We start from the raw sequence: 23,114 nt of genomic DNA on the forward strand, positions 1-23,114 counted from the left end.
CTTCGGCCAATCTCCACCGGCGGGGGAGCGAAAGACCCACTCTTGAAAGCCCCCGGCTGCGTGCTGACGTCGGCTCTAGGAAGCTCGATCGCCCTGTGCCCCGATCGACCGGCCGAAAAAAGGGATTCCAAATTCCAGCAAACACTGGTCATCTGGTTTTCATCCGGATCCAGACAAAGGGTAGCTTTCCATCGAGAGCTTCGCCATCTGTACAGGTTCACAATCATTCGACCGTGACCGATTTTGCGAGATTGCGCGGCTGGTCTACATCTGTCCCCATGAAGAGCGCCGTGTGGTAGGCAAGAAGCTGTATCGGCAGCGAGAAGATCATTGGCGCGATAATCTCGTCGACTACCGGCAGCACGAGCGTGTGCATGGTGTCGAGTTTCGATGCGGCTGCCCCATTTTTATCGGTGATGAGTATAATCCGCCCTCCACGGGCAGCCACTTCCTGCATGTTGGAGACGGTCTTGTCGAAAAAGCGGTCATGGGGCGCGATGACGATCACCGGCATGTTCTCATCTATCAATGCGATTGGCCCGTGCTTCAATTCACCCGCTGCATAGCCTTCGGCATGGATGTAGGAAATCTCCTTGAGCTTCAGCGCTCCTTCCATCGCTAGCGGGAAACTGGTGCCACGGCCGAGATACAGGACGTCACGACACTTTGACAGTTCGCGCGACAAGAACTCGATCTCCGGCTGGATGCTGTTGAGTACCTGGCCCATGACGCGCGGCAATTCGGCGAGGCTCCTGACGAGTGCCCGCAGCTCGCCTTCGGGGACGGTCCCGCGGGCTCTGGCGGCGCTGATGGCGAGTGCGGCTAGAACGGCAAGCTGGCAGGTAAAAGCCTTGGTAGAGGCGACGCCGATCTCCGGTCCGGCAAGGATCGGGAAGACCGTATCGGCCTCCCGAGCGATGGTCGATTCGCAGGCATTGACGATAGCGCCAATTTTCAGCCCACGCTCCTTGCAGTACCTCAACGATGCAAGCGTATCGGCGGTTTCGCCGGATTGCGAAATGAAAAGAGCCGCGGACTGCGGCGGCAAAGGGATCTCGCGGTAACGGAATTCAGACGCAACGTCGATTTCAACCGTCAGGCGCGCATAGCGCTCGAACCAGTATTTTCCGATCAGTCCGGCGAGATAGGCGGTCCCGCAGGCAGAGATCGCCAAGCTCGGAACCTTGGCGAAATCGATGCCAGGAACCATGTCGCGACCCTCTATGATTTTGATGTAATGACGAAGAGCATGGGCGATGACCTCGGGCTGCTCGTATATTTCCTTCTCCATGAAGTGGCGATGGCTGCCCTTGTTGGCCAGATCGGCCGCGGCCGTGGAGATATGGCACGGACGCTCGACGGGATGGCCGTCGATATCGAAGATATGGGCGCCCGAATTGCCGACAATGGCCCAGTCGCCGTCCATGAGATAGGTAATTTCATTGGTGAAGGGCGCAAGAGCGATCGCGTCGGAGCCCAGGAACATCTCGCCGTCGCCGTGACCGATCGCCAGCGGTGGTCCGTTGCGCGCCGCCGTGATGGTCGACGGTTCATCTTCGAAGAGGATGGCAAGCGCATAGGCGCCCCTGACGCGTTTCAGCATGGCACGCGTGGCCTCTTGCGGCCTCATGCCCTCGCGGCGGTATCTTGCCAAGAGATGCCCAACGACCTCGGTGTCAGTGTCGGTCTGGAACTCGGCGCCATCCGCCGCCAATTCCTCCTTCAGCTCGGTGAAATTCTCGATGATGCCGTTATGGACGACGGCGACACCGTCGGTAAAGTGCGGGTGCGCATTGCGTTCCGTCGAGGCCCCGTGGGTTGCCCAACGCGTGTGGCCGATGCCGACTTTGCCGCTCAGCGGCTCTTCCTTCAGTCGCCTCTCGAGATTGACGAGCTTGCCCTCGGCGCGCCGGCGGTGCAAGGCACCGTCGATGATCGTCGCAACGCCGGCGGAATCATAGCCGCGATATTCCAAACCCTTCAACGCGCCGATCAACCGATCCGACACCGGCTGTTGCCCAACGATGCCAACAATCCCGCACATGTTCGTCTCCGCATTTTTGCGGGCAGCATCCGCCCACGCGAGACGGATACCCATCCGGCCGCTTTAAGTGGCGGCCTTGTAGTAGTATTCCATGATATTGGTACAATTGATTGTAGTGATCACTACCATCCGCCCCATGGATAGGTCGGCTGCTGTGGGGACCTAAAGTTCTATTCGCGCCTGACGCTCTTATGACAATCGCAGACTCACCCGCGGCAGGATCACGGCCTCAGAAACGGCCAGCAGGCCTTGGACAGTGGACGGACGACCGGCCTGCGAGCCCTAGTCAGGCAGTCCGGCATGTAGAAGCATTGTGCCGCCGACTTCGGCATCGGCGATGGTCTGTCTCGGCGACAGCCTGAGTTCGCTTCGCGGGCCGCGCGGCTCGCCCAGGACCGTCGTCGTCTGCGCGGCGCCGGTGTCAGTTGACGATGGCATAATGCCCGCCGGGGGCGAGCGCCTCGCGCACGGCACGTGCCAGCCGCGGTCGGTCCGGGACGCCATGGAAAGCGTTGGCCATGAAGACGAGGTCGACGGGGCGTGACACCAGAGTAGCGAGTTCATAGGCGTCGCCGGCGACGAATTCGCAATTGGTCACGCCGGCGCCGGTAGCGGCGCTGCGTGGCCTCCAGCTGGTCGGCGTCGATGTCTATGGCGACGACATGGCGGGCGACCGTGGCGATCGGCACAGCCGTCGCCGCAGCAGAGGTCGACCACCTCCATGCCCGGCTTCAGCCCGGTTGCCGCCAGCGCCATCTTCGCTGCGGTCCGGTTTGTCAGTGCTCTTTCCTGGCCTTGGCAAGAACACGAACTTCGGCTTCGGTCCGGAATGGCAATGTACCCCGATGGCGAAGGGCGACCCGATCTGCGTCAAGCTCATCGCCAGGGAAGAGACGAAGTGATGGGCACCCCCCTACCGCTGATTACCACCGGCGGCCGCCTCGCGTTCCAAGGTGGGCATGTCGTGCTCCTCGCAGGCTAGCCGAGGCAGAAATAACCGATCAGCGTCCACTCGGGCGGCGTGTCGAGAATCTCGGCCATCTCGGTCACATCGAGGATCGACACCCAGCCCATGCCGATGCCTTCCGCCCGCGCCGCTAGCCACAGTGTGTGCACCGCCATGACGGCCGAATAGTCGATGGTCGCCGGCATGGTTATGCGACCGAGCCCAAGGCCTTGTCCGGTCGTGCGGTCGGCGAAAACCGCGAACTGACAGGGCGCCTCGTTGAGACCGGCAAGCTTCAGCCGGGCATAGAGTGCAGCGCGCTCTCCCGAAAAGCACGTGAGCGCCTCGGCATTGCAGCGTTCGAAGCAGTCTCTCACCGGCGGTGCGCCGCTCGAGGCTGTCGACCACTACGAAGCGCAAGGGCTGGCTGAGGCCAACGCAGGGCGCAATGCTGGCGAGCTCGAGCAGCCGTTCCAGCTTGCCCTCCGGCAGAGCCGTCGGCTCGAAGCGCCGCACATCCCTGCGCCAGCGCAGCAGCGTGATCAGCCCGGCCCGAAAATCGTCGGCGAAATCGGGAGGTGACGGCATGGCGGTCTCGTTCGGGGCTAGGGATTGCAGTAGGGAGTACGGTGTGGATTGCCAGCTGCCTATTGCCCAAGCTGGCTTGTTGCGTCCGACAAGCGCGCCATGCGGCCCTAACCGCAAACGATAGAAAAATGTTTCCTGGTGGGCGGCGCTATTACGATGCAATCCAGCAAACCAGTTTCGATCAGCTCGCACGGCGGTGAATCATGTGCCAGGGCCTTTGCTAAATGCGCCATTGACACTCAGGCGCACCCGTATCGCTCACCAGGCCTCGGAATGCGGAGAACGTCGGCCTAGAACGCGGCGACGGCGACAGGCGTCTCAGCTTGCATATACTCGTTCCTGCCGCACCGCCTGTAACTCATTTTGCTTCCGACCACGTCGGCCTCGACGTCCCCGAAGGTTCCCCAGGTCATTCGGCAGATACCATCGTCTGACGTCATAGCGCCGGACCAGCACCAGCTGCCCAATTTCATGGGCATTGCTGAGCTTCCAGTCGCCCGCAGTTTCGCCTTCCACCAGTGTCAGGCATCACCCAATGGGGACTCATCCCTCTCACAGTCAATTCGCGGTTGACTTATTTGTCTCCGGCGAAGTGCGACAGCTGCTCGTATCCAGCAGCGTGAGCGATAGTTGATCAAATGCTGCCAATGAGTTTTGATACTGCAATCTTTAGACAGCCGCCTACCATGAATGTGCCATCGCGTTTCGGCGATCGAAGGAGCGAAGCCGGTGTCCAGTCGTCACTACATATTCCCGGAGAACAGCGAACCTCTGCGGCTATCGCGGCGGCTTGTAGAGGGAATGATCTTCGGAAAGGACGCTCTCCCGCAATACGCCGGCACACGCCAGCGGGTCGTCTCGGTGATAGTTGAGAACGAAGGCACCGCGCCGAATCGGATTCTAGATGCCCAAGGAGCCTATTGGGTTTTCGATGCTGCGGGCGATATCCGAAAAGGCCTCACACGGTCGACTAGCGACATTATGAGCGCCACCTTCAATGATTCCGACAACAAGGGAACGGTGGTGGCACTTCAGCCAAAGCTCTCCAAGAAGAGGGCTGAGGAGGAGCACCGCTGGGTAGTGGGCAAGGCCGAACTCGACAGGATTGCCGCAGACATCTGGCCGAAGGTGAAGTCGGACAAGATGAGATCCGCGCAGGGGGTTTCGGTGAAGCGACCGCCGCTTACCTATGATGCTCGGCACGCACTCGACGAGGCTACCGCAAATCTGTGGAAGATTTCGCACGCAGTAGCTCAACTTAAGGAGCCTAGCCTGAAGGGCTTTGCCCATGAGGCTCGTTCGAGAGGTGCCGACCGCCCGGAGCACGAACTTCTCTACCAAGCCATCGCCCAGTTGGCAGATCAGCGACTCGAAATTCTGCGACGTCGCAGGACCGGGAAAGGCGTCTGGTATGCCATAGTGGGCGTAATAAAATGGAACGGCGACCACGTAGGCCAGAGCGTAGCCAGGTTCCACGAGAAGTGCGAAGGAAAGCGTTCAGCGGTCGTCGCGGCGAGAAAGCTTCTCGCCGAACATGCCGGTGAATTCGCGGAAAATATGACTGTGGAGGCCGAAGTGCTGACTGACCTTGAATGGCAGGGCAGGCTCCCTGAAGTGGAAGATTGAGGGTCGCGCCATGGCGGGCTACTTGATTTCGGTGTCGCAGATGCGTGGCCAAAGACCGACACATGCTGCCAGGCATATGCATCTGCGGACTGGTTTGACTTTTGATATTGGGATAGGCAGGAAGGCCGCTTGCTGTACAGACGAGCTTATCGGCGAGGTCGAGAATCCTAGTACCGGTCAATGGTGGTGCATCCACAGCAGTCTGATTTCGACAGCCGTCGTCGAGCCGGAGTGCGCACCGCCCTGTGCGGTGAGGCCTCCGTAAGGTCTGGGTATCTGAATGCCGTGTTAGCGCGGGCGCGCCAAACCTTGGCTCGCGCCGGTCAAGGCAGTTAATCAAAAAAATGGGACATCCGGGGTTCGCAGGCATACAGTGTGCCATCGACGGCAACTCTAAGGGCGTCCGTCGGCTGTGAGCGATCAACATGCTTCCGCCCCAATAGGGAGAGGGAGCTATGACAGACTCCAGTTCACAAACTCACACTGCCGCGCAACGCGACACCCGCCAAAATTCCATCTATCGCAATTCGCTGCTGCTTCGAATGTGCTCGGCAGATTTGGCATTGCTGCAACCTCACTTGGAAAGCGTCTCCCTTGGACTGAAGACGCATCTCGAAGTGGCGGGGTCACCAATCAGAACCGTGTACTTCTTCGAGAGCGGTCTCGGGTCAGTGGTGGGCGAACTGCGGCCTGGTATTGAAGCTGAGATCGGAATCATTGGTTGTGAGGGCATGACCGGCTCAGCGCTTATCATGGGCGATGACCGATCAACGCACGATTGTTACGTGCAATTAGAAGCCCGCGCCTTTGTTATCGACGCGGGCCTCTTCACCAAGGCGCTTTTGACAAGCCCAACCCTGCGAACTTTTCTGCTCCGCTACGTTCACTACTTTCACCTCCAGGCAAGCTTCACCGCGCTCAGCAATGCCCGGATGAACATCGTCGATAGGCTCTCAAGATGGCTGGTGATGTGTGATGATCGCGTCGACGGAAACCGCTTGGCGATTACGCACGAGTTCTTATCAGTCATGCTCGGTGTCAGGCGGCCCGGCGTCACCATAGCGCTGCAAATGTTAGAGGGGCAAGGTCTGATACGATCGATGCGAGGAGAGGTCGTTATCCTTGATCGCACGCGTCTGATTGCGCTGGCTGACGGGTCGTATGGCAGGGCTGAAGCCGAATACGCTCGGCTAATCAGCCAACTGCCTTGGCCGCAGGCGCCTGATCGCCAATGAATGTGCTCGAACAGGGAGATGGCCGATCTCCTGCATTGAGGCCATGTCCGGGTAAGCCGCCTAAACAGAGCCTTCACCGCCGACGTTGTCGAGCATCAGATCCAAGACGAAGCTGTCATGCCGGCACCGCTGCATGCGCCGCCCCAGGGAAACCGCCCCTCGCATCCATTCAGGATTCCGAAGCACGATACGGCTGTGCACCACCTTCCGGCCACTGCAAAGGGGACCCGAGATGACTCGGTCCGTAAAGGCGGTTTTCGAAGAGCATCTGAGGCGATATCGAGGAGGATCTTGGGGCGCACTGCCGTCTAACCTCGATTAAGCAGGCATTCATGCGCTGGTTGGAGCAATGGCGAGACTCATTGCACCAGCCCAGTTCAAGGCATGTGCGGACAACCGCTTTGGGCGCCGAACAGATCGATTGGCGGCATAGCCTTATCTTGCCTCACAAGACTTGTGGTCCGGGAAGGCTGTTTCGGGACTTTTCGAAATCAGCGGATCACAGGCTCGCCATGGAAGCGGCGGCGTGATGGAGGAGAAACCCCGAAGCCAACTTCCATCATCAGCCGTGGCCTGTGCGCCGGCACGGTGCCCATATGGAACCCGAACGGATCCTCGACGAAACCGAAACCGGCCTCGCCGGTCAGCGTGACCGGGCTCTGCTTGCCGTACACGTCCAGAATCTCTTGCGCGGGATGGCCGACGACAAGCGTAAGTTGGTGCTTGAGGGCGCGGCGATCATGGCTGCCGCGGACATAGACATGCGGGCCGGTCCCCTCGTCGACGGGCACCAGATAGAAAAAGAACTTCAGCATCCGCCAGTCGTCCAGATCGAAGTGGTATTTGCCGAGCGAAGCCAGGTTCTTGTCGGCGTCCGACGCCTGGCCGGTCGGGAAGCTCCACCAGACGCGCGTTGTGATCAGCGTCGCCTGGCCGCCGAGATAGTGCGCGGCAATATCCATGAGCAGCGGATCGTTTTGGATGGCAACGGCCAAGTTACAGCCCAGAATGCGCTCGAAATAATGAATGACCGCTGAGCAACGGACGGCCAAACCGCGCCTCAGCCTCCGCATGCTCCGCCGGCATGAATTCGTGCCGAAACAAGGTGTGCACCTGGCGAACGCGGCTACATCTTCAGCCACCATTGTTGGCAGGACGAGGCCGGGAAAAAGCCCATCCATCCGCAGCGCGTCGACAACGTCCTGGCAATTGATACCGGCAAACATCGTGTCCTGGGCTCTTTGCGACCTTCGGACCGGCTTTGCACCACGCCAGTGCATTCTCCGTGCCGGCATGGTGCGCGCCAACATGAACATGGGCAGCCACGCCGGGTTCTCGCGAATATCCGACAGGTAGGTCGGAATGCGTACGGCTATGCGACGCAGCATGCTGCCGTTTCGCGCGATCGTCTCAAGGCTTGCCGCGCCGGCTTTGTCGGGGTTCATAACGGTCATCGGGATCCTCAAGGCATGAATGCACTCATCGACGAAGGTTGGGTCCCAGTGCTTCGCCGCGGAAGAACTGGGCGCTTGCCACGTTTTGTGCAACGCACAATTGCACTCAGAAATGGAGGTTGCGCGTTCGAATAAGACAATCGCAACCGCCCCAATTACCTCAGGAACTGTCTGTAGCCGCCGCCCATCAGGTAGCGGCCACGTTGGATGGCGCGACGTACCTGATCGCGAAGATGGCCACCTGGATGACGCCAATCTTCTTCGACGCGGCGTGTCCCGAACAAGGCAATGGCGACCTCCTGATGAGATGCTCCGGCAAGCGAGCCATCCAAAGCCTGGAGTACGATACGCAGACGCGCTCCGCGGTGTTCCGGCGGAAAGCAAGCAGCTGACAGGCGGGCGCAACCATTGACGTGGTTCAAGAACTGAAGGGCAGCGACATGGAACTTGAGGTGCTGCGGCTGAACGATCGCGTCGACATATAGCCGCAACGGGCGGAGGACGGACGCACCGGAAACGGCGATCTGCAGACTCCGGCAGTTCTCCCTCAGCAGCACGTGCTGCACGCCCGCAGCTGTCAGCAGGATGTCCTTGCAGCATGAGAGCGAAGAAAGGTGAAGCGGTTCAAAATCGTGGTCGAGCCCAAGCGGCTCCGCGGCCGCTCGTAGAATACAGGCGCAATCGCGCGGATCCCAAAAGACCCTCGCCGATGTAGCGTCCGAAAGTGGCGCGTCGGCGAAAAAGAAGGCTCCATTGTCTTAGGAGAGCTGATCCTGTCGTCAACTCGATTATCTGCATGTCGCCTTGGGGTCCGACAATGCAGGCGGACGGTGCCATTTTGGCGTGGTCGCGCTGGAATTGTGGATTGCGCCGAAGAAACTCCCAGGCCCAGCCAGTGCGTGGCAATCGTCTGGCATAGTGGTAAGCGTCGTGGCGACGCCAGTCCGGCCAGCATACAAGGCCGACCGTCGCTTCCTTGGACAGACCAGCATCCTTCATGGCTCAGGTGTCCACTATAGCGCTATGCCGACGGGCCTAGAACCGGTTGCCACAGTACCGGTCCAATCAGACGTCCCCTGCTGCGGATGCGCAAAAGGCTCGCGTGGGAAATCTCGAGAAACCCAGCCACCGCCTCCGTTTTGCCGACGCATTTGGGTTCTCCGATGCGCGACAATGGCCACGTAGCCAGGCGGAGGATCCGCTCCATGCGCGTATCCGTCACCGTTACTATCCGGGTCAGATCCTTGGCCAAGCCGAACTCGATCATGCCCGCGAAGAGCTCGTAGGTCGCCTGGGCCAGCCCGCCCGCAGCCTTGGGCGCCGACGGAGGAAGATCGAGCGCGAAACGACTGCTCTCCCATATGTCGGTGGTCGAGGGCACGACGTCAGCACCCAGCAGCACCGGGAAGGTGTCGCGCAACATTGTGGGTCCGGTGCTGGGCAGAAGACGCACGCAACCGCGAATTCGCCAGTCGGATCCTTTGAGGAGCAGATAGACGGGCTTCAGAGCATCAAACGAATCGGATTCCATCTGGTCTTCGGTATCAACTTCCCAATCGAGCCTTTCCTTGAACACCCGAAACCTGAGCCCGTGCATCTCTTTGAGTTCGCCTGCAAACTCGTTGTAAAAGTCTGGTGTTATCAGTTGCATCATGGTCGCCTCCATGTGGGATGTGTTCCCGCCATCGAAGGGCAAAGCTGACAGCGATGCAGCCTGTAGAGGTTTACAGGTATCGTGGCTGAAGAATCAGGATCTCGTCTGGCCGGAGGCAGCCATGCGTGCAACGGCCTGGTTGATCGTTCGAACGCCAAACTTTGCCTTGGCGTTTTCCAAGTGAAAAGTCACGGTGCGCTTTGAGACGCCGAGAAGCTGGCTGATATCCCAAGCCGACTTGCCGCGCGCCGCCCATTTCAGGCACTCGAACTCCCGCGGGGTGAGCGTTACACCATCCACCACGCGATCATCGGCGAGCCTGCGCCGGACGTGGATATGAAAGTTGATGGCCACCAGCTGCAATGCTTTTTCGTAACGTGCCAGTGACCGCAACAGAAGCGGACGGGACTCGTCGGAAGCAAAGGTCAGGGCAGCAAACCGGCCGAGATGATCATGCATGGACATCGTCAGGCCGCCGCAGATGCCAAACTCAGCCGCACTCTCCAGAATTTGTTGCTGCGAATTCGGCAGACAGTGTCGAGCGCGGTCCACACCCCAATCGAATGTATCCCAGCCTTGCAGCCCGCGCAGGATGACCGGATCAAACCTGTGGTACCGCTGTTGCAGATAACGTGATGTCCAGGATGAAGGATAGTTTGAAATCAATTGGGGGGCGTCGCCGGAGGCCGACGGGTAAGTGAAATAGGCGAATAGCGGGAAGTCGAAGCCGGCTGCAGCGGAGGCCATTGCCTCACAGAGATCGGCAGCATCAACACTTGCAGACAGTTGCTCGACGAAGTTCTCAAACACGCGATGCATTTGCCCTGTGCGTAACCTCCGTTCGCTCAATGCCAGGCAGAGACCTTGTTTTAAACGATCCCGGACGGATACAGCGCGTGCCGAGAACGTGGCTAATCTGTTGAACCAATCCGAAATAGTCTGACGTTGTCTATGAGACGTGTGCCGCCGAGCCAGGCCGCGGCAAGCAACCGTGCCGGTCGATCAAGGCTTGGCATCGGGTGCAGATCTGCCTCTTCGCGAAGTTCCAGGTATTCGACCTCGCGATAGCCTGCAGCCAGAATTGCTGCGCGAGATTCTGCAAGCGTTGGCAGGACGGGTGAGCCGCGCCCAAGCCGCTCAGCCGTCTTGAGCAGGACCGATGATAGCTTGGGAGCAACAGCGCGTTGCGCTGGCGAGAGCCGCACATTGCGCGATGATAGCGCAAGACCGTCGGCTTCACGGACTGTCGGACAGGCAACAATGGTGATTGGAATATCCAAATCCCGGGCCATGCGCCTGACCAGGTGAATTTGCTGAAAGTCCTTTTCGCCAAAGAAGCCGAAGTCAGCGCTGGTCTGCAGGAAGAGCTTGGTGACGACGGTCGCCACGCCATCGAAATGTCCCGGCCGGAAGGCACCGCACAGGCCCTCGCTGACACCGGACACCGAAACGGTGGTGGCGAAGCCCGCCGGATACATCTCCTCTGCATCTGGCGCATAAAGCAGGTGCGCGCCAAGCGGTGCCAGTTTGGCGGCATCCTCGTCCTCGGTGCGCGGATACGCGGCAAGATCGGCCTGGCTGTTGAATTGCTTCGGGTTTACGAAGAGCGTCACGATCACACGGTCTGCCTTCTCGAGTGCAGCGCGCACCAGGCTGAGATGGCCCTCATGCAGGACGCCCATCGTTGGCACCACGGCAATCCTCACGCCCTCGCGGCGCCATGCGGCGACGATTTCGCGAAGCTGGTCAGCGCTCCTGACGATCGGCACGCTCACGCTGCTTCTCCGCTTTTGGTGGCTTGCGTGTCGGCGGGCGTGGGCGCATCGGCAAACACGTGCTCGGCGGCCGGAAACTGGCGCTCCTTCACCTCGTGCGCATAGGAAGCGATCGCAGCCGCAGCCGCCTCCCCCAGTTCAGCATAGCGCTTGACGAATTTGGGTCGGAAGTCGCCGAAGAGGCCCAGCATGTCGTCGACGACGAGAATCTGGCCGTCACAGGCTGCCGAGGCACCGATGCCAATGGTCGGGGCCGCCACCTCCCCCGTGATCCGGCGGGCGAGCGCCTCAGGAACCTTCTCCAGGACGATCGCAAAGGCGCCCGCTTCGCTCACGGCAAGTGCGTCGCGCCTGATGCGCTCGGCATCCCCGCCCCTGCCCTGCACGCGGTAGCCACCGATGGTGTTGATGGCCTGCGGCGTCAAGCCGACATGAGCCATGACCGGCACGCCGCGTGCGGCGAGGAAGCCGATCGTCTCTGCCATCGTTTCGCCGCCTTCGAGCTTGACGGCCGTGCAGCCGGTCTCCGCCATGACGCGCGCAGCATTTCGGAAAGCCTGCTCTGGGCTTTCTTCGAAGGAACCGAACGGCAGGTCGACGACCATCAGCGCCTGCTTGATGCCACGGCGAACCGCCTGGCCATGCGTGATCATCATCTCCAGCGTGACACCGAGCGTCGAGGGCAGACCGTGGAGAACCATGCCGACGCTGTCGCCGACGAGCACCACATCACAATGGGGATCGACAAGCCGCGCGACTGGGGTGGTATAGGCGGTAAGGCAGACGAGCGGCGTCCCACCTTTGCGCGAACGAATATCCGGCGGTGTGATCGCCTTGGTATCACCAAACGCGCTCAATGGATCCTCCTTCCCCTACGTTACCAACCGCGGGTGTCGCCTTTCGCACATTTTTGTGCAGGTGCGAAGAGCAAAAAAATGGCCGTGCAGCTGTGGGGTGTTGACGTGCCGACAGGCGCGCTTACACTAAATCGATTAAGTGCCCCCCCGAGCTGGCAAACCAATTCGCGAACATGGACGATCAGGCAATACGACTCAGGAAAGACAGAGCCGCCGTGAATGCCGACGACGTCAAAGTGGACCTGATCGCCTTTGTGGTCGCCGTAAACGACAGTGAACCCTGTGTCCTCACCATCGGCCAGGCGGACACCTTGCCCTCCGGTCCCTTTGCGCTTGAGCACCGATCGCTGCAATCCGGCTTGAGGGGGTGGGTCGAGCAGCAGACCGGCCATCGGCTGGGGTACATTGAGCAACTCTACACGTTCGCTGATCGGGATCGCATCGGCGCCGAGCGCCAGCAGCGCGTCATCTCCATCAGCTATCTTGCATTGACCCGCAAGGAACAGGCAGCGGGCCCGCCCAAGTGCGGATGGCAGAGTTGGTATGAGTATTTTCCATGGGAGGACCATCGCTCCGGCACGCCTCCGGTCGTGCTGGATGTTCTGCGACCACGCCTGATTGAATGGGCAAACGGCGTCCGCGATGCGGCCACGCGACGTGAACGCTGGCAGCGGGCGACGATAGCCTTTGGCTTCGACGACCGCCTTTGGAACGAGGAACTCACGCTGCAACGCTATGAGTTAGTTTACGAAGCAGGCTTGGTCCAAGAGGCCGTAAGAGGGCGGGACGGGGCGCCCCCTCCGCTGGTGCCCAGCAAGTCCATGGTCGCCGATCATCGCCGCATCGTGGCGACCGGCATTGCGCGGCTGCGCTCCAAGATCAAATACCGGCCGGTCGTCTTTGAGCTGATGCCGACGGTCTTCACGCTTTTGCAGCTGCAGCGAACCGTGGAGGCGCTCGCCGGCAGGCTCATCCACAAGCCGAACTTTCGCCGACTGATCGAACAGCAGGAACTGGTCGAGGAGACCGGAGAGGCCACTACTGAAACCGGCGGCCGGCCAGCGAAGCTTTTCCGTTTCCGCCACGCCGTTCTCGACGATAGGCTCATCGCCGGGACAAAATTGCCGCTGGCGCGGGGTTGACATCCCTTATACTCACAGCAAGTATATGCTGGTTATTTTCAATTAGAGTATAAGCGGGAGAGGGTTGATGAGCGCCATGCTGCCTGCGGCCGCGTTGCTCTACGAGCGCGTCCGGCGAGTGATCCCGCCGATCGAATGGCCGGCTTTCGTCGACGATATCGAGGCGATCCTTGCACTGAAGCGCGAGCGCAACGCCATCATCCTGGCGCACAACTATCAGACGCCCGAGATTTTCCATTGCGTGGCCGACATCGTCGGCGACAGCTTGGCATTAGCCCGCACGGCTGCGACGATCGAGGCGCAAGTCATCGTGCTGGCCGGCGTCCATTTCATGGCCGAAACGGCCAAGCTCCTTAATCCGGACAAGACCGTGCTCATTCCGGATCTCAGCGCCGGTTGCTCGTTGGCGGAATCAATCACGGCAGAAGACGTGCGCTTGATGCGCCAGCGTTATCCCGGCGTTCCGATCATTACTTATGTAAACACGTCGGCCGAAGTGAAAGCCGAGTCGGATATCTGCTGTACATCCGGCAACGCCAAGGCGGTCGTCGAATCCCTTGGGGTTCTCCGGGTGATCATGCTGCCGGACGAATATCTGGCCCAGAATATCGCCGCCCAGACCGATGTACAGATCATCGCCTGGAAAGGGCATTGCGAGGTGCATGAGCGCTTTACACCGGCCGACATCCGCGAGTTGCGCGAAAGCCATCCCGGCGTGGTCGTGCTCGCCCATCCCGAATGCCCGCCCGACGTCGTGGCTGAAGCAGATTTTTCCGGCTCGACGGCTGCCATGTCCGACTATGTCGAAAGGCAAAGGCCGCCACGTGTCGTGCTGATGACGGAATGCTCGATGAGCGACAACGTCGCGTTAGCGCACCCAGAGGTCGAGTTCATCCGGCCCTGCAATTTGTGCCCGCACATGAAGCGGATCACGCTTGCCAACATCCGCACGGCGCTCGAGCAGAACCAACATGTCGTAACCATCGAACCCGGGATCGCCGGGCGCGCGCGGCTTGCGGTCGGACGGATGCTGGCAGTTTGAGCGCCGACCTCCGCAGCTTCTTCGGGCGTCCCATCATCATCGGCGGCGGCATCGCCGGACTGATGACCGCGCTTCAACTGTCGCCGGAGCCGGTGCTTCTTCTGTCAAGGTCGCTGCTGGGAGCTGACAATTCGAGCACCTGGGCACAGGGGGGTCTGGCTGCAAGTTTCGGCGAAGACGACGATCCGGCAATGCACCTGGCCGATACGCTTGCTGCCGGGGATGGTCTCTGCGACAGAGACGTGGCGAGCCGCATCCTCCAAGCCGCGCCCAAGGCGATAGAGGGGCTTGCGGCCTTTGGGGTTCCCTTTGACCGCACGCCGAAAGGATCACTGTGCCTCGGATTGGAGGCCGCACACAGCCGACGTCGCATCGTTCATGCGCATGGGGACGGCACCGGGCGTGAGATCATGCGTGCCCTGATCGCGGCTGTGCGTTCCACTCCGTCGATAGTTGTCGTGGAGGGCGTGGAAGCGCGCCGGCTGGCCGTGCGAGAGAATGCGATCCGGGGCGTCTGGGCGAGCTGTTCGATCGGACCTTTCTTCTTCGGCTCACGGCGGGTCGTCCTCGCCACCGGTGGCATCGGGGGACTGTTTCTCGACACCACGAACCCTTGGGGAAGTTGCGGACAAGGCCTTGCACTTGCGGCCCGCGCTGGAGCTGTCCTAGCCGACCTCGAATTCATCCAGTTCCACCCGACCGCGCTTGACGGCCCGGAACGCCCTATGGCGCTGGTCAGCGAGGCTGTCCGAGGCGAAGGTGCTGCCCTGATCGATGAAACCGGCCAGGCTTTTCTCCAGAGCGTGCCAGGGGCGGAACTTGCGCCTCGCGATGTCTTGGCCCGGGCCGTGTGGAACCATCTTGCGGACGGCCACCGTGTTTTTCTCGACGTCCGACAACGGCCTGGCCCGGCATTCGCTCGACATTTCCCGACAATCGCATCAGCCTGTCGTGGAGCGGGCATCAATCCCGCCCGCGATCTCATCCCCATTCGGCCGGCCCAACACTACCACATGGGTGGCGTTGCCGTGGACAGCTCCGGCAGAACCTCCGTCAAGGGGCTGTGGGCCTGCGGTGAAGTCGCTTCGACAGGACTGCATGGCGCCAACAGGCTCGCCAGCAATTCCTTGACAGAAGCCATCGTGTGCGCCCGCTGGGTCGCTGAAAGTGTCGCCGGGGCGCCTGCGCGCAGAACAAGGCCTGCGTTTGCCAACGTTTACCCACCGCCCGCTCCGATACCCGTGCGTGTTTTCCTGTCGCGCGCACTCGGCATCGTCCGGGATGGTGAAGGTTTGAAAGCAGCCACACGTGCCTTATTGCCGCTCGCCGAAAGCAAGGACGCGGCCTCGGATCCGGCGGCTGTCGGGCTAATGATCGCGGTTGCCGCCTTGTTGCGCGAAGAAAGCCGCGGCGCTCATTACCGGACAGATTTTCCTCATCATGCGACTGCCGCCCGACGGTCCGAAATCACCCTCGAAGCCGCCTTGGCTACAGCGCGGGGACTCGGACACTCGCCAAGTCTCGAAGGGCCGAAGTGATGACACTTTCACCGCTACCCACGGTCGTGCTTGAGCCGCTTGTACGGGCAGCTCTTCTTGAAGATCTTGGCAGAGCCGGCGACTTGACCACGCAGGCCATCGTCCCGAAGGAATACCAAGCGGGAACCGTGTTGGTGGCGCGACAGTCCGGAGTTGTCGCCGGCCTCGATCTGGCGATGCTCGCTTTCGGCTTGATTGATCCTGCTGTCGAAATCTCGGTGGAGCGCGCAGACGGCTGCAATGTCGTGGATGGAGAGATCATTGCATCAGTGGTTGGCCCGGCCCGGGCCATTCTCACAGCCGAAAGGACGGCACTCAATTTTTTGTGCCATCTGAGCGGCATCGCCACGGCAACGGCATCGATCGTCGCTGCGGTTCGTGGGTATGGCGCGAAGATCGTCTGCACCCGCAAGACGACGCCCGGATTGCGGGCAGTCGAAAAGTATGCCGTGCGCGCAGGTGGCGGGTCCAATCACCGCTTCGGTCTGGACGACGCAATCTTGATCAAGGACAACCACATCGCCATCGCAGGCGGCGTCCGCCCAGCGCTCGAGCGAGCACGAAGAGCGGCCGGTCATCTCGTCAAGATCGAAGTCGAAGTCGATACTCTGGCCCAGTTGGAGGAGGTACTTGGCTTCGCTCCCGATGCGGTTCTGCTCGACAACATGTCCCTCCCCGATCTTCGCCGCGCCGTCGCAATGGTCGGTGGCCGCGCTATCACCGAGGCTTCTGGCGGGATCACGTCCCATACAGCGCGGGCGGTTGCCGCGACCGGCGTTGATCTGATTTCGGTCGGCCGACTCATCCACAGCGCGCCGATCCTGGATATCGGCCTCGACCATCGGGGCTCATGATTGTCTGAGTCAGGATTGGGTCAACTGTCCTCTCCGATCGTCAACAGTCAGATAGCAAAGACCCCGCAAGACGGACCGGAGGAACAGCATGGACATGCAAACGGCAAGTTCAACGCAGACATCTTCACAGGCTCAATCCCCTGACCCCGGAGCGTGGACCCTGGAGAAGGCTCAGGCACTTTACCATGCCCCCTTCAACAATCTCCTCTTCCTGGCGCAAACGGTGCACCGCCAGAATTTCGATCCAAACAAGGTCCAGCTCAGCCGGCTGCTCAGCATCAAGACGGGAGGATGCCCGGAGGATTGTGGCTATTGCAGCCAGTCGGCGCGTCACGAAACCGGCCTGAAGGCGTCGAAGCTGATGGAGGTCCGGCGCGTCATCGCCGAGGCGACCAAGGCGCGTGATGCCGGCGCCACGCGTTATTGCATGGGCGCGGCCTGGCGAAACCCCAGGGCGCGCGACATGGATGCGATGGTGGCGATGGTCGAGGGCGTCAAGGCGCTGGGCATGGAGACCTGCATGACGCTCGGCATGCTCGATCTTGAGCAAGCCGCTCGACTGAAGCAAGCGGGCCTCGACTACTACAACCACAACATCGATACGTCGGAACGCTACTACAGCGAGATCATCAGCACGCGCGGCTATGCCGAGCGGCTCGACACGCTTGAGCAGGTTCGTCGATCCGGCATCAAGGTCTGCTGCGGCGGTATTGTCGGCATGGGCGAAGATCCGGTGGACCGGATCGACATGCTGGTGACGCTGGCGAACCTACCCGAGCCGCCGGAAAGCGTCCCGATCAACATGCTGATCCCGATCGCCGGCACCCCGCTTGCCGAAGCCAAGCCCATCGAGCCGATCGAATTCGTGCGCGTGATCGCCCTGGCGCGCATCATGATGCCGAAATCGCATGTGCGTCTTTCCGCCGGCCGCACCGCCATGACCGACGAGATGCAGGCGCTGTGCTTTTTTGCCGGTGCCAATTCAATCTTCGTCGGTGACACGCTGCTGACGGCGGACAATCCCGGTGAGGACAAGGATACCCTGCTGTTCCGGCGCCTTGGTATCGAGCCGATGGAACTCGAAGCGCAATGAACGGGGCGCCGCTTGCCAGTTATGATGCGACCTTGAAGAGGCTGGCGCGCAAGGACCGGCTGCGGACGCTTTCGCCCCGCGCCGGGCTGGACTTCTCGTCGAACGACTATCTCGGGCTGGCCTCGTCCAGGAGACTTGGCGATGCTGTTGTGGCGGCGATTGCGCGGGGCACGCCGGTTGGCGCCACCGGGTCGCGGCTGTTGCGCGGCAATGCACCGGAACACGAGCAGCTCGAGGCAGACGCGGCGGCATTCTTTGGAGCCGACCGCGCGCTGTTCTTCGGCAGCGGCTACATCGCCAACTTCGCTCTGCTGAGTGCCCTGCCGCAGAAGGGCGATCTTTTGGTTCTCGATGAGCTCGCCCATGCCAGCATGCATGAGGGTGCGCAGGCCGGGCGCGCACAGTTGGTGCTGGCCGCGCACAACGATGCCACCGCTGTCGAGGATGCGATCACGCGTTGGCGCGCCGCAGGCGGCATGGGGCGCGTCTGGATCGCGGTGGAGAGCCTTTACAGCATGGATGGCGACCGCGCGCCTTTGGAAAGCCTGGTCGCGCTTGCTGATCGGCACGAGGCATTCATCGTCATTGACGAGGCGCATTCGACCGGCGTCTGGGGACCGGACGGCCGGGGGCTTGCCGCCGCTTTCGAGGGCCGCGACAACATCGTCGCGCTCCATACCTGCGGCAAGGCGCTCGGCGCATCTGGTGGGCTCGTGACGGGGCCGAGGACACTGTGCGAGTATCTGATCAACCGTTGCCGGCCATTCATCTACGCGACCGCGCCATCGCCGCTGATGGCAGTGGCAGTGCGCGAAGCACTCGCAATGCTCGCCGACGAGCCTATGCGGCGTGTTCAGCTGCATGAACGCGTTGCCCTCGCCGGCCGCCAGCTGGCCGAGCGCTGCGGCGTGATACCCAGCGGCTCGCAGATCCAGCCCCTGGTAATCGGCGATGTCAGGCGCACCATGGCAGTGGCGGCGCGCCTGCAGGCCCGCGGCTTCGACATACGCGGTATTCGTCCTCCGACCGTGCCCGAGGGCACGTCGCGGCTGCGCATCTCACTGACGCTCAATATCGGCGAAGCCGACATTTCCGCCATGGTCGAGGCGCTGGTCGAGGTGTTGGCCCAAACATCACCGGAGGCGGTATGACCCAACGCATCGTCATCACCGGAACCGACACGGGAGTTGGCAAGACCGTGTTTGCGGCTGGGCTCGCCGGTTTGCTCGACGGCTTTTACTGGAAACCGGTGCAATCGGGCCTCGACGGCGAGACCGACAGCGAAGTGGTCGCGCGGCTTGCCGGCTTGCCCTCAGAGCGCGTGCTGCCGGAAGCCTACCGCTTGCGGAGCCCGCTGTCGCCGCATCGTTCGGCCGAGATCGACGGCGTGGCGATCAAGGCTGCCGATCTTGCTTTTCCCGTCCTACCGACGCCGCTCGTCATCGAAGGCTCCGGCGGCCTGATGGTGCCGCTTAACCGGCGCACAAGGCTCATCGACATCTTCGCTGAATGGCGGCTGCCCGTTATTCTGTGCGCCCGCACCACGCTTGGCACCATCAACCACACCTTGCTCTCGATCGAGGCGCTCCGCGCCCGATCCATCCCGTTGGCCGGCATCGCTTTCATCGGCGATGAGATGGCCGATACGCAACGGACCATCGTGGAATTCAGCGGTGCGCCGCAGCTCGGCAGGCTGCCGCACCTCGATCTGCTGACCGGCAAGACACTGAGGGACGCAATGATTGCCGGCTTCGCCTTCGCCTCGATTACTGGAGGTGACTGATGTCGCAGTCTCATGTGTGGCATCCCTTCACCCAGCACGCGCTCGAGCCTGCGATCCCAGAAATCGTCCGGACTGAAGGCGCCTATCTCCGCAAGGCCGACGGCGCCCGCATCCTGGACGCCATCTCCTCCTGGTGGGTCGTCACACATGGCCACCGCCATCCCCGCATCATGAAGGCAATCGAGACAACCGCGTCGAGCCTCGACCAGATTATCTTTGCGGGTTTCACGCACGAGCCGGCAGAGCGCTTGGCCAAGGCGCTTGTCGGCCTCGCTCCCGCTGGACTCGACTGGGTGTTCTATTCCGACAGTGGCTCGACCTCGGTCGAAGTAGCGCTGAAGATGGCACTCAGTTATTTCCGCAACATCGGCGCCCCACGCTCGCGCATCGTCGTCATGGATCACAGCTATCATGGCGACACGATTGGCACGATGAGCGTCGGTGCGCGTGGCGTTTTCAACGCCGCCTACGAACCCTTGCTGTTCGAGGTCGACACCATCCCCTTTCCGGCAGCGGGGCGCGAGCAGGAGACGCTGGATCGTTTAGAGGCTGTGACCCGCGATCGACGAGCCGCAGCCTTAATCGTCGAGCCCCTGGTGCTGGGCGCCGGCGGCATGCTGATGTATCCGGCTTCAGTTCTGGCCGAATTGAAGAAGATCACTGAGGCCTCCGGCACGCTGCTGATCGCCGACGAAGTGATGACCGGCTGGGGACGCACCGGAACCATGTTCGCCTGCGAGCAGGCATCGATCTCTCCAGATATCCTGTGCACCTCGAAAGGCCTGACCGGCGGCGCCATCCCGCTGGCCGTAACGCTTGCCACCGATGCCATCTTCCAGGCTCATTATTCCGAGGACCGGAAGAAGACGTTTTTCCATTCGAGCTCCTACACTGCCAACCCGATTGCCTGCGCGGCAGCACTTGCCAATGTCGAGATCTGGCGGGACGAGCCGGTGGCCGAGCGCATTGCGGCCTTGAGCGCAATGCAGGCCACCGGGCTTCGACGCTTTCGCGACAACAGCTTCTTCACCGACTGCCGGGCGACCGGCACGATCGCGGCGCTCGACCTGCGAACCGGTTCCGCAGGTTATCTCGCCGAGATCGGACCGAAACTGCGCGCTTTCTTCCTCGAGCGAGGGCTACTTGTGCGCCCGCTCGGCAATGTCCTCTACCTTCTGCCACCCTATTGCATCACCGGCGACGAGCTCGAGCGACTCTATGACGCCATTGAGGAGGCGGGCGAACGCTTCGGGTCCAGGCCATGAGCAAGTCGTCGCGCATTCTCGGGTTTGGCCATCATGCGCCTGGGCGAAAGGTGGCGAATGCCGAAATCGAGAGCAATCTCGGTCTTGATCCAGGCTGGATCGAAAGGCGTACGGGGATACGGTCGCGCTTCTGGGCAACCGACGAAGACACGCTGTCTGGTCTTGCTGCGCAGGCCGGCGACATGGCGCTGGCGAACGCCGGTATTGCGCGCCACGACATTGGTCTGCTGTTGCTTGCCACCTCGACGCCCGACCATCTTCTGCCGCCGAGCGCGCCGCTGGTCGCACACAAGCTTGGCCTTGGCCGCGCAGGCGCGGTGGATCTGACAGGCGCCTGCGCCGGCTTCATCTATGCGCTGATGTTTGCGGACGGATTTACCCGCCTGCACGGCAAAGCGAGCCTTGTTATCGCCGCCAATATCCTCAGCCGCCGCATCAATCCAGCCGAGCGCGCAAGCTCGGTCCTGTTTGCCGATGCCGCCGGCGCCCTGGTGATCGGTCAGTGCGATGATGCTGATCGGGGCATTCTCGGTGCCTCTGTGGCTTCGGACGGCTCGCGATACGGGCTGATCCAGATTCCCGCAGGAGGAAGCAACAAGCCGTTCCACGGTGACCTCGATCTCGCGCAAACCCGAATGAGGATGACGGACGGCCGCGAAGTGTTCGCAAAGGCCGTCGAGATGATGACCAATTGCTCGATAAGCGCGCTAGCCGCTGCCGGAGTGCGGCCACACGATCTCGGCCGGTTCGTGCCCCATCAGGCCAATACTCGGATTTTCGACGCGGTCGGGAGGAACCTCGGCATCGCGGACCAAGCAATTGTCAAGACGATTGCCGAATACGGCAACTCTTCGGCCGCGACGATCCCGCTGTCGCTCTCGCTCGCCAACCAGACGGAGCCATTCCAGCCTGGAGAGAAAATCCTTCTGTCGGCGGCGGGTGCGGGTCTCAGCGGCGGCGCTCTCGTGGTTGGAATCTAGCCGGCCGGCTCACGCGCGCAGGACTGGTCATGAATGGGAATAGGGCAACAGAACCAATGCCAAAATGGCTTTCTGAAGCTCGACATGACCGAGCTGACGCAGCACGACCCCGTGCGAGCCTCTGGATGAGATCAAATGCATCACCTGTTGCATCATTCGTGCCATCTGAATAAAGCTCAAATACAAAGGGGGAGCCGCCCCATATATGTCTGATACCCGACATTGTTCACATAAAAGGCTCGATGCTTACACGCTCTTTGCTCTCTTCTCTTTGCTGTCTGCTCTTTTCTCTTTGCTCTTTGCTCTTTCGTCTTGACTAGCAGGAGCATGCGGCTTATCTCATTGCCGCGTTAGCACTCGCTTCCGCTGAGTGCTAAGCACGCTCCGGCAACGGAGAACCGTTCAACATCCGCACCAAGGACATCCAAAAATGGCAAAGTCGAATTTCCGGCCGCTGCATGACCGCGTGGTCGTTCGCCGGGTCGAATCCGAATCCAAGACCGCCGGCGGGATCATCATCCCGGATACGGCGAAGGAAAAGCCGCAGGAAGGCGAGATCATCGCCGTCGGCTCCGGCGCTCGTGACGAAGCTGGCAAGCTGGTCCCGCTGGACGTCAAGGCCGGCGACCGCATCCTGTTCGGCAAGTGGTCGGGTACCGAAGTCAAGCTCAATGGCGAAGACCTTCTGATCATGAAGGAATCCGACATTATGGGCATCATCGGCTGATATCAGGCCTTTCCTTCGCACCATCAAATCTGAATTTCGGGCGAGATGCCCAGGAGTAAAAAAATGGCTGCCAAAGACGTAAAATTCTCCCGCGATGCCCGTGAGCGCATGCTTCACGGCATCAACATCCTCGCCGACGCGGTGAAGGTCACCCTCGGCCCCAAGGGCCGCAACGTCGTCATCGACAAGTCGTTCGGCGCACCGCGCATCACCAAGGACGGGGTCACCGTCGCCAAGGAAATCGAACTTTCCGACAAGTTCGAAAACATGGGCGCGCAGATGATCCGCGAAGTTGCTTCGAAGACCAACGACATCGCCGGTGACGGCACCACAACCGCGACCGTTCTGGCGCAGTCGATCGTCCAGGAAGGCAACAAGGCCGTTGCCGCCGGCATGAACCCGATGGACCTGAAGCGCGGCATCGATCTGGCCGTGACCGAAGTCGTCGCGGCGCTCGGCAAGGCTGCCAAGAAGATCAAGACCTCCGAGGAAGTTGCCCAGGTCGGCACGA

22 protein-coding genes and 2 pseudogenes are annotated in these 23,114 nt (G+C 61.2%); 13 read left to right on the forward strand and 11 right to left on the reverse strand.

Annotation, left to right across the window (positions count from 1 at the left end; translation table 11 throughout):
- Nucleotides 1-223: 223 nt before the first annotated feature.
- From glmS to bluB, 4 genes and pseudogenes are all read right to left on the reverse strand, one after another.
- Nucleotides 224-2,044, reverse strand: a complete 1,821-nt coding sequence (gene glmS / locus NKH19_RS17370; protein ID WP_352441143.1) for a glutamine--fructose-6-phosphate transaminase (isomerizing) — start codon at nt 2,042-2,044, stop codon at nt 224-226.
- Nucleotides 2,045-2,326: 282 nt separating this feature from the next.
- Entirely contained in the window at nt 2,327-2,482 is a 156-nt protein-coding gene (locus NKH19_RS17375; protein ID WP_023809321.1) for a hypothetical protein, read from the reverse strand.
- The gene (locus NKH19_RS17380; RefSeq protein ID WP_023762808.1) at nt 2,466-2,642 is read right to left on the reverse strand and encodes a class I SAM-dependent methyltransferase; all 177 of its coding nucleotides are present in this window, start codon (nt 2,640-2,642) and stop codon (nt 2,466-2,468) included. Before NKH19_RS17380 ends, NKH19_RS17375 begins: the two co-directional genes overlap by 17 nt.
- Before the next feature lie 315 nt (nt 2,643-2,957).
- A pseudogene (gene bluB / locus NKH19_RS33555) lies at nt 2,958-3,578 on the reverse strand (5,6-dimethylbenzimidazole synthase).
- A 729-nt stretch (nt 3,579-4,307) separates the two neighbouring features.
- On the opposite strand from bluB, the gene NKH19_RS17395 reads away from it, so the two are divergent.
- Nucleotides 4,308-5,204, forward strand: coding sequence for a hypothetical protein (locus NKH19_RS17395; RefSeq protein ID WP_352441144.1), 897 nt, complete (start codon nt 4,308-4,310; stop codon nt 5,202-5,204).
- Between the two features lie 455 nt (nt 5,205-5,659).
- The gene (locus tag NKH19_RS17400) at nt 5,660-6,439 is read left to right on the forward strand and encodes a Crp/Fnr family transcriptional regulator (RefSeq protein WP_023766597.1); all 780 of its coding nucleotides are present in this window, start codon (nt 5,660-5,662) and stop codon (nt 6,437-6,439) included.
- Nucleotides 6,440-6,930: 491 nt separating this feature from the next.
- Here the strand turns inward: NKH19_RS17400 and NKH19_RS17405 are convergent.
- From NKH19_RS17405 to panB, 7 genes and pseudogenes are all read right to left on the reverse strand, one after another.
- Nucleotides 6,931-7,893, reverse strand: a pseudogene (locus NKH19_RS17405) (hypothetical protein).
- A 155-nt stretch (nt 7,894-8,048) separates the two neighbouring features.
- A complete protein-coding gene (locus tag NKH19_RS17410) occupies nt 8,049-8,459 on the reverse strand; it encodes a DUF2285 domain-containing protein (RefSeq protein WP_023766596.1) in 411 nt (136 codons plus the stop codon).
- Nucleotides 8,460-8,517: 58 nt separating this feature from the next.
- Complete coding sequence (locus tag NKH19_RS17415; RefSeq protein WP_350314065.1) at nt 8,518-8,892, reverse strand: transcriptional regulator domain-containing protein; 375 nt, start codon at nt 8,890-8,892, stop codon at nt 8,518-8,520.
- Nucleotides 8,893-8,914: 22 nt separating this feature from the next.
- On the reverse strand, nt 8,915-9,547 hold the full coding sequence (locus tag NKH19_RS17420; protein ID WP_023766595.1) for an acyl-homoserine-lactone synthase: 633 nt from the start codon (nt 9,545-9,547) through the stop codon (nt 8,915-8,917).
- Nucleotides 9,548-9,640: 93 nt separating this feature from the next.
- A complete protein-coding gene (locus tag NKH19_RS17425) occupies nt 9,641-10,366 on the reverse strand; it encodes a LuxR family transcriptional regulator (protein ID WP_023766594.1) in 726 nt (241 codons plus the stop codon).
- Nucleotides 10,367-10,458: 92 nt separating this feature from the next.
- Nucleotides 10,459-11,322, reverse strand: a complete 864-nt coding sequence (panC, locus tag NKH19_RS17430) for a pantoate--beta-alanine ligase (RefSeq protein WP_023814409.1) — start codon at nt 11,320-11,322, stop codon at nt 10,459-10,461.
- Entirely contained in the window at nt 11,319-12,179 is an 861-nt protein-coding gene (panB, locus tag NKH19_RS17435) for a 3-methyl-2-oxobutanoate hydroxymethyltransferase (RefSeq protein ID WP_023766592.1), read from the reverse strand. Before panB ends, panC begins: the two co-directional genes overlap by 4 nt.
- Before the next feature lie 173 nt (nt 12,180-12,352).
- Here panB and NKH19_RS17440 point away from each other — a divergent pair, with 173 nt between their 5' ends.
- From NKH19_RS17440 to NKH19_RS17490, 11 genes are all read left to right on the forward strand, one after another.
- Nucleotides 12,353-13,321 (forward strand): NUDIX hydrolase, encoded by a 969-nt coding sequence (locus tag NKH19_RS17440; protein WP_023735838.1) that lies wholly within the window; start codon nt 12,353-12,355, stop codon nt 13,319-13,321.
- Nucleotides 13,322-13,388: 67 nt separating this feature from the next.
- Entirely contained in the window at nt 13,389-14,363 is a 975-nt protein-coding gene (nadA, locus tag NKH19_RS17445; protein ID WP_352982468.1) for a quinolinate synthase NadA, read from the forward strand.
- Entirely contained in the window at nt 14,360-15,901 is a 1,542-nt protein-coding gene (locus NKH19_RS17450; protein ID WP_352982470.1) for an L-aspartate oxidase, read from the forward strand. The genes nadA and NKH19_RS17450 overlap by 4 nt, the downstream gene beginning before the upstream one ends.
- Nucleotides 15,901-16,755, forward strand: coding sequence for a carboxylating nicotinate-nucleotide diphosphorylase (gene nadC / locus NKH19_RS17455; RefSeq protein ID WP_023766589.1), 855 nt, complete (start codon nt 15,901-15,903; stop codon nt 16,753-16,755). Before NKH19_RS17450 ends, nadC begins: the two co-directional genes overlap by 1 nt.
- A gap of 94 nt (nt 16,756-16,849) precedes the next feature.
- Nucleotides 16,850-17,848, forward strand: coding sequence for a biotin synthase BioB (gene bioB / locus NKH19_RS17460; RefSeq protein WP_352982483.1), 999 nt, complete (start codon nt 16,850-16,852; stop codon nt 17,846-17,848).
- Nucleotides 17,845-18,999 carry an 8-amino-7-oxononanoate synthase gene (locus tag NKH19_RS17465; protein ID WP_352982472.1) on the forward strand — a complete coding sequence of 385 codons (1,155 nt, stop codon included), beginning with the start codon at nt 17,845-17,847 and terminating at the stop codon, nt 18,997-18,999. Before bioB ends, NKH19_RS17465 begins: the two co-directional genes overlap by 4 nt.
- Nucleotides 18,996-19,631 (forward strand): dethiobiotin synthase, encoded by a 636-nt coding sequence (gene bioD / locus NKH19_RS17470; protein ID WP_023735844.1) that lies wholly within the window; start codon nt 18,996-18,998, stop codon nt 19,629-19,631. Before NKH19_RS17465 ends, bioD begins: the two co-directional genes overlap by 4 nt.
- A complete protein-coding gene (locus tag NKH19_RS17475; RefSeq protein WP_352982474.1) occupies nt 19,631-20,896 on the forward strand; it encodes an adenosylmethionine--8-amino-7-oxononanoate transaminase in 1,266 nt (421 codons plus the stop codon). The genes bioD and NKH19_RS17475 overlap by 1 nt, the downstream gene beginning before the upstream one ends.
- Complete coding sequence (bioZ, locus tag NKH19_RS17480; protein ID WP_352982476.1) at nt 20,893-21,876, forward strand: 3-oxopimeloyl-[acyl-carrier-protein] synthase BioZ; 984 nt, start codon at nt 20,893-20,895, stop codon at nt 21,874-21,876. Before NKH19_RS17475 ends, bioZ begins: the two co-directional genes overlap by 4 nt.
- 430 nt (nt 21,877-22,306) lie before the next feature.
- Nucleotides 22,307-22,603, forward strand: coding sequence for a co-chaperone GroES (groES, locus tag NKH19_RS17485; RefSeq protein WP_019863563.1), 297 nt, complete (start codon nt 22,307-22,309; stop codon nt 22,601-22,603).
- Between the two features lie 63 nt (nt 22,604-22,666).
- Nucleotides 22,667-23,114 (forward strand): TCP-1/cpn60 chaperonin family protein (locus NKH19_RS17490; protein ID WP_352881691.1); only part of this gene is annotated, 448 nt, incomplete at its 3' end.

Origin of the sequence: Mesorhizobium sp. M1338, assembly GCF_040318045.1 — a bacterium.
Taxonomy (GTDB): Bacteria; Pseudomonadota; Alphaproteobacteria; order Rhizobiales; family Rhizobiaceae; genus Mesorhizobium.

What these genes read in the sequence shown, in the direction of transcription:
- bioB (WP_352982483.1), top strand. Translation starts at nt 16,850, where the DNA reads ATGCAAACGGCAAGTTCAACGCAGACATCTTCACAGGCTCAATCCCCT.
- bioZ (WP_352982476.1), top strand. Translation starts at nt 20,893, where the DNA reads ATGAGCAAGTCGTCGCGCATTCTCGGGTTTGGCCATCATGCGCCTGGG.
- glmS (WP_352441143.1), bottom strand. Translation starts at nt 2,044, where the DNA reads ATGTGCGGGATTGTTGGCATCGTTGGGCAACAGCCGGTGTCGGATCGG.
- NKH19_RS17475 (WP_352982474.1), top strand. Translation starts at nt 19,631, where the DNA reads ATGTCGCAGTCTCATGTGTGGCATCCCTTCACCCAGCACGCGCTCGAG.
- nadA (WP_352982468.1), top strand. Translation starts at nt 13,389, where the DNA reads ATGAGCGCCATGCTGCCTGCGGCCGCGTTGCTCTACGAGCGCGTCCGG.
- NKH19_RS17415 (WP_350314065.1), bottom strand. Translation starts at nt 8,892, where the DNA reads ATGAAGGATGCTGGTCTGTCCAAGGAAGCGACGGTCGGCCTTGTATGC.
- NKH19_RS17400 (WP_023766597.1), top strand. Translation starts at nt 5,660, where the DNA reads ATGACAGACTCCAGTTCACAAACTCACACTGCCGCGCAACGCGACACC.
- NKH19_RS17425 (WP_023766594.1), bottom strand. Translation starts at nt 10,366, where the DNA reads ATGCATCGCGTGTTTGAGAACTTCGTCGAGCAACTGTCTGCAAGTGTT.
- groES (WP_019863563.1), top strand. Translation starts at nt 22,307, where the DNA reads ATGGCAAAGTCGAATTTCCGGCCGCTGCATGACCGCGTGGTCGTTCGC.
- bioD (WP_023735844.1), top strand. Translation starts at nt 18,996, where the DNA reads ATGACCCAACGCATCGTCATCACCGGAACCGACACGGGAGTTGGCAAG.
- nadC (WP_023766589.1), top strand. Translation starts at nt 15,901, where the DNA reads ATGACACTTTCACCGCTACCCACGGTCGTGCTTGAGCCGCTTGTACGG.
- NKH19_RS17465 (WP_352982472.1), top strand. Translation starts at nt 17,845, where the DNA reads ATGAACGGGGCGCCGCTTGCCAGTTATGATGCGACCTTGAAGAGGCTG.
- NKH19_RS17440 (WP_023735838.1), top strand. Translation starts at nt 12,353, where the DNA reads ATGGACGATCAGGCAATACGACTCAGGAAAGACAGAGCCGCCGTGAAT.
- NKH19_RS17375 (WP_023809321.1), bottom strand. Translation starts at nt 2,482, where the DNA reads ATGCCATCGTCAACTGACACCGGCGCCGCGCAGACGACGACGGTCCTG.
- NKH19_RS17420 (WP_023766595.1), bottom strand. Translation starts at nt 9,547, where the DNA reads ATGATGCAACTGATAACACCAGACTTTTACAACGAGTTTGCAGGCGAA.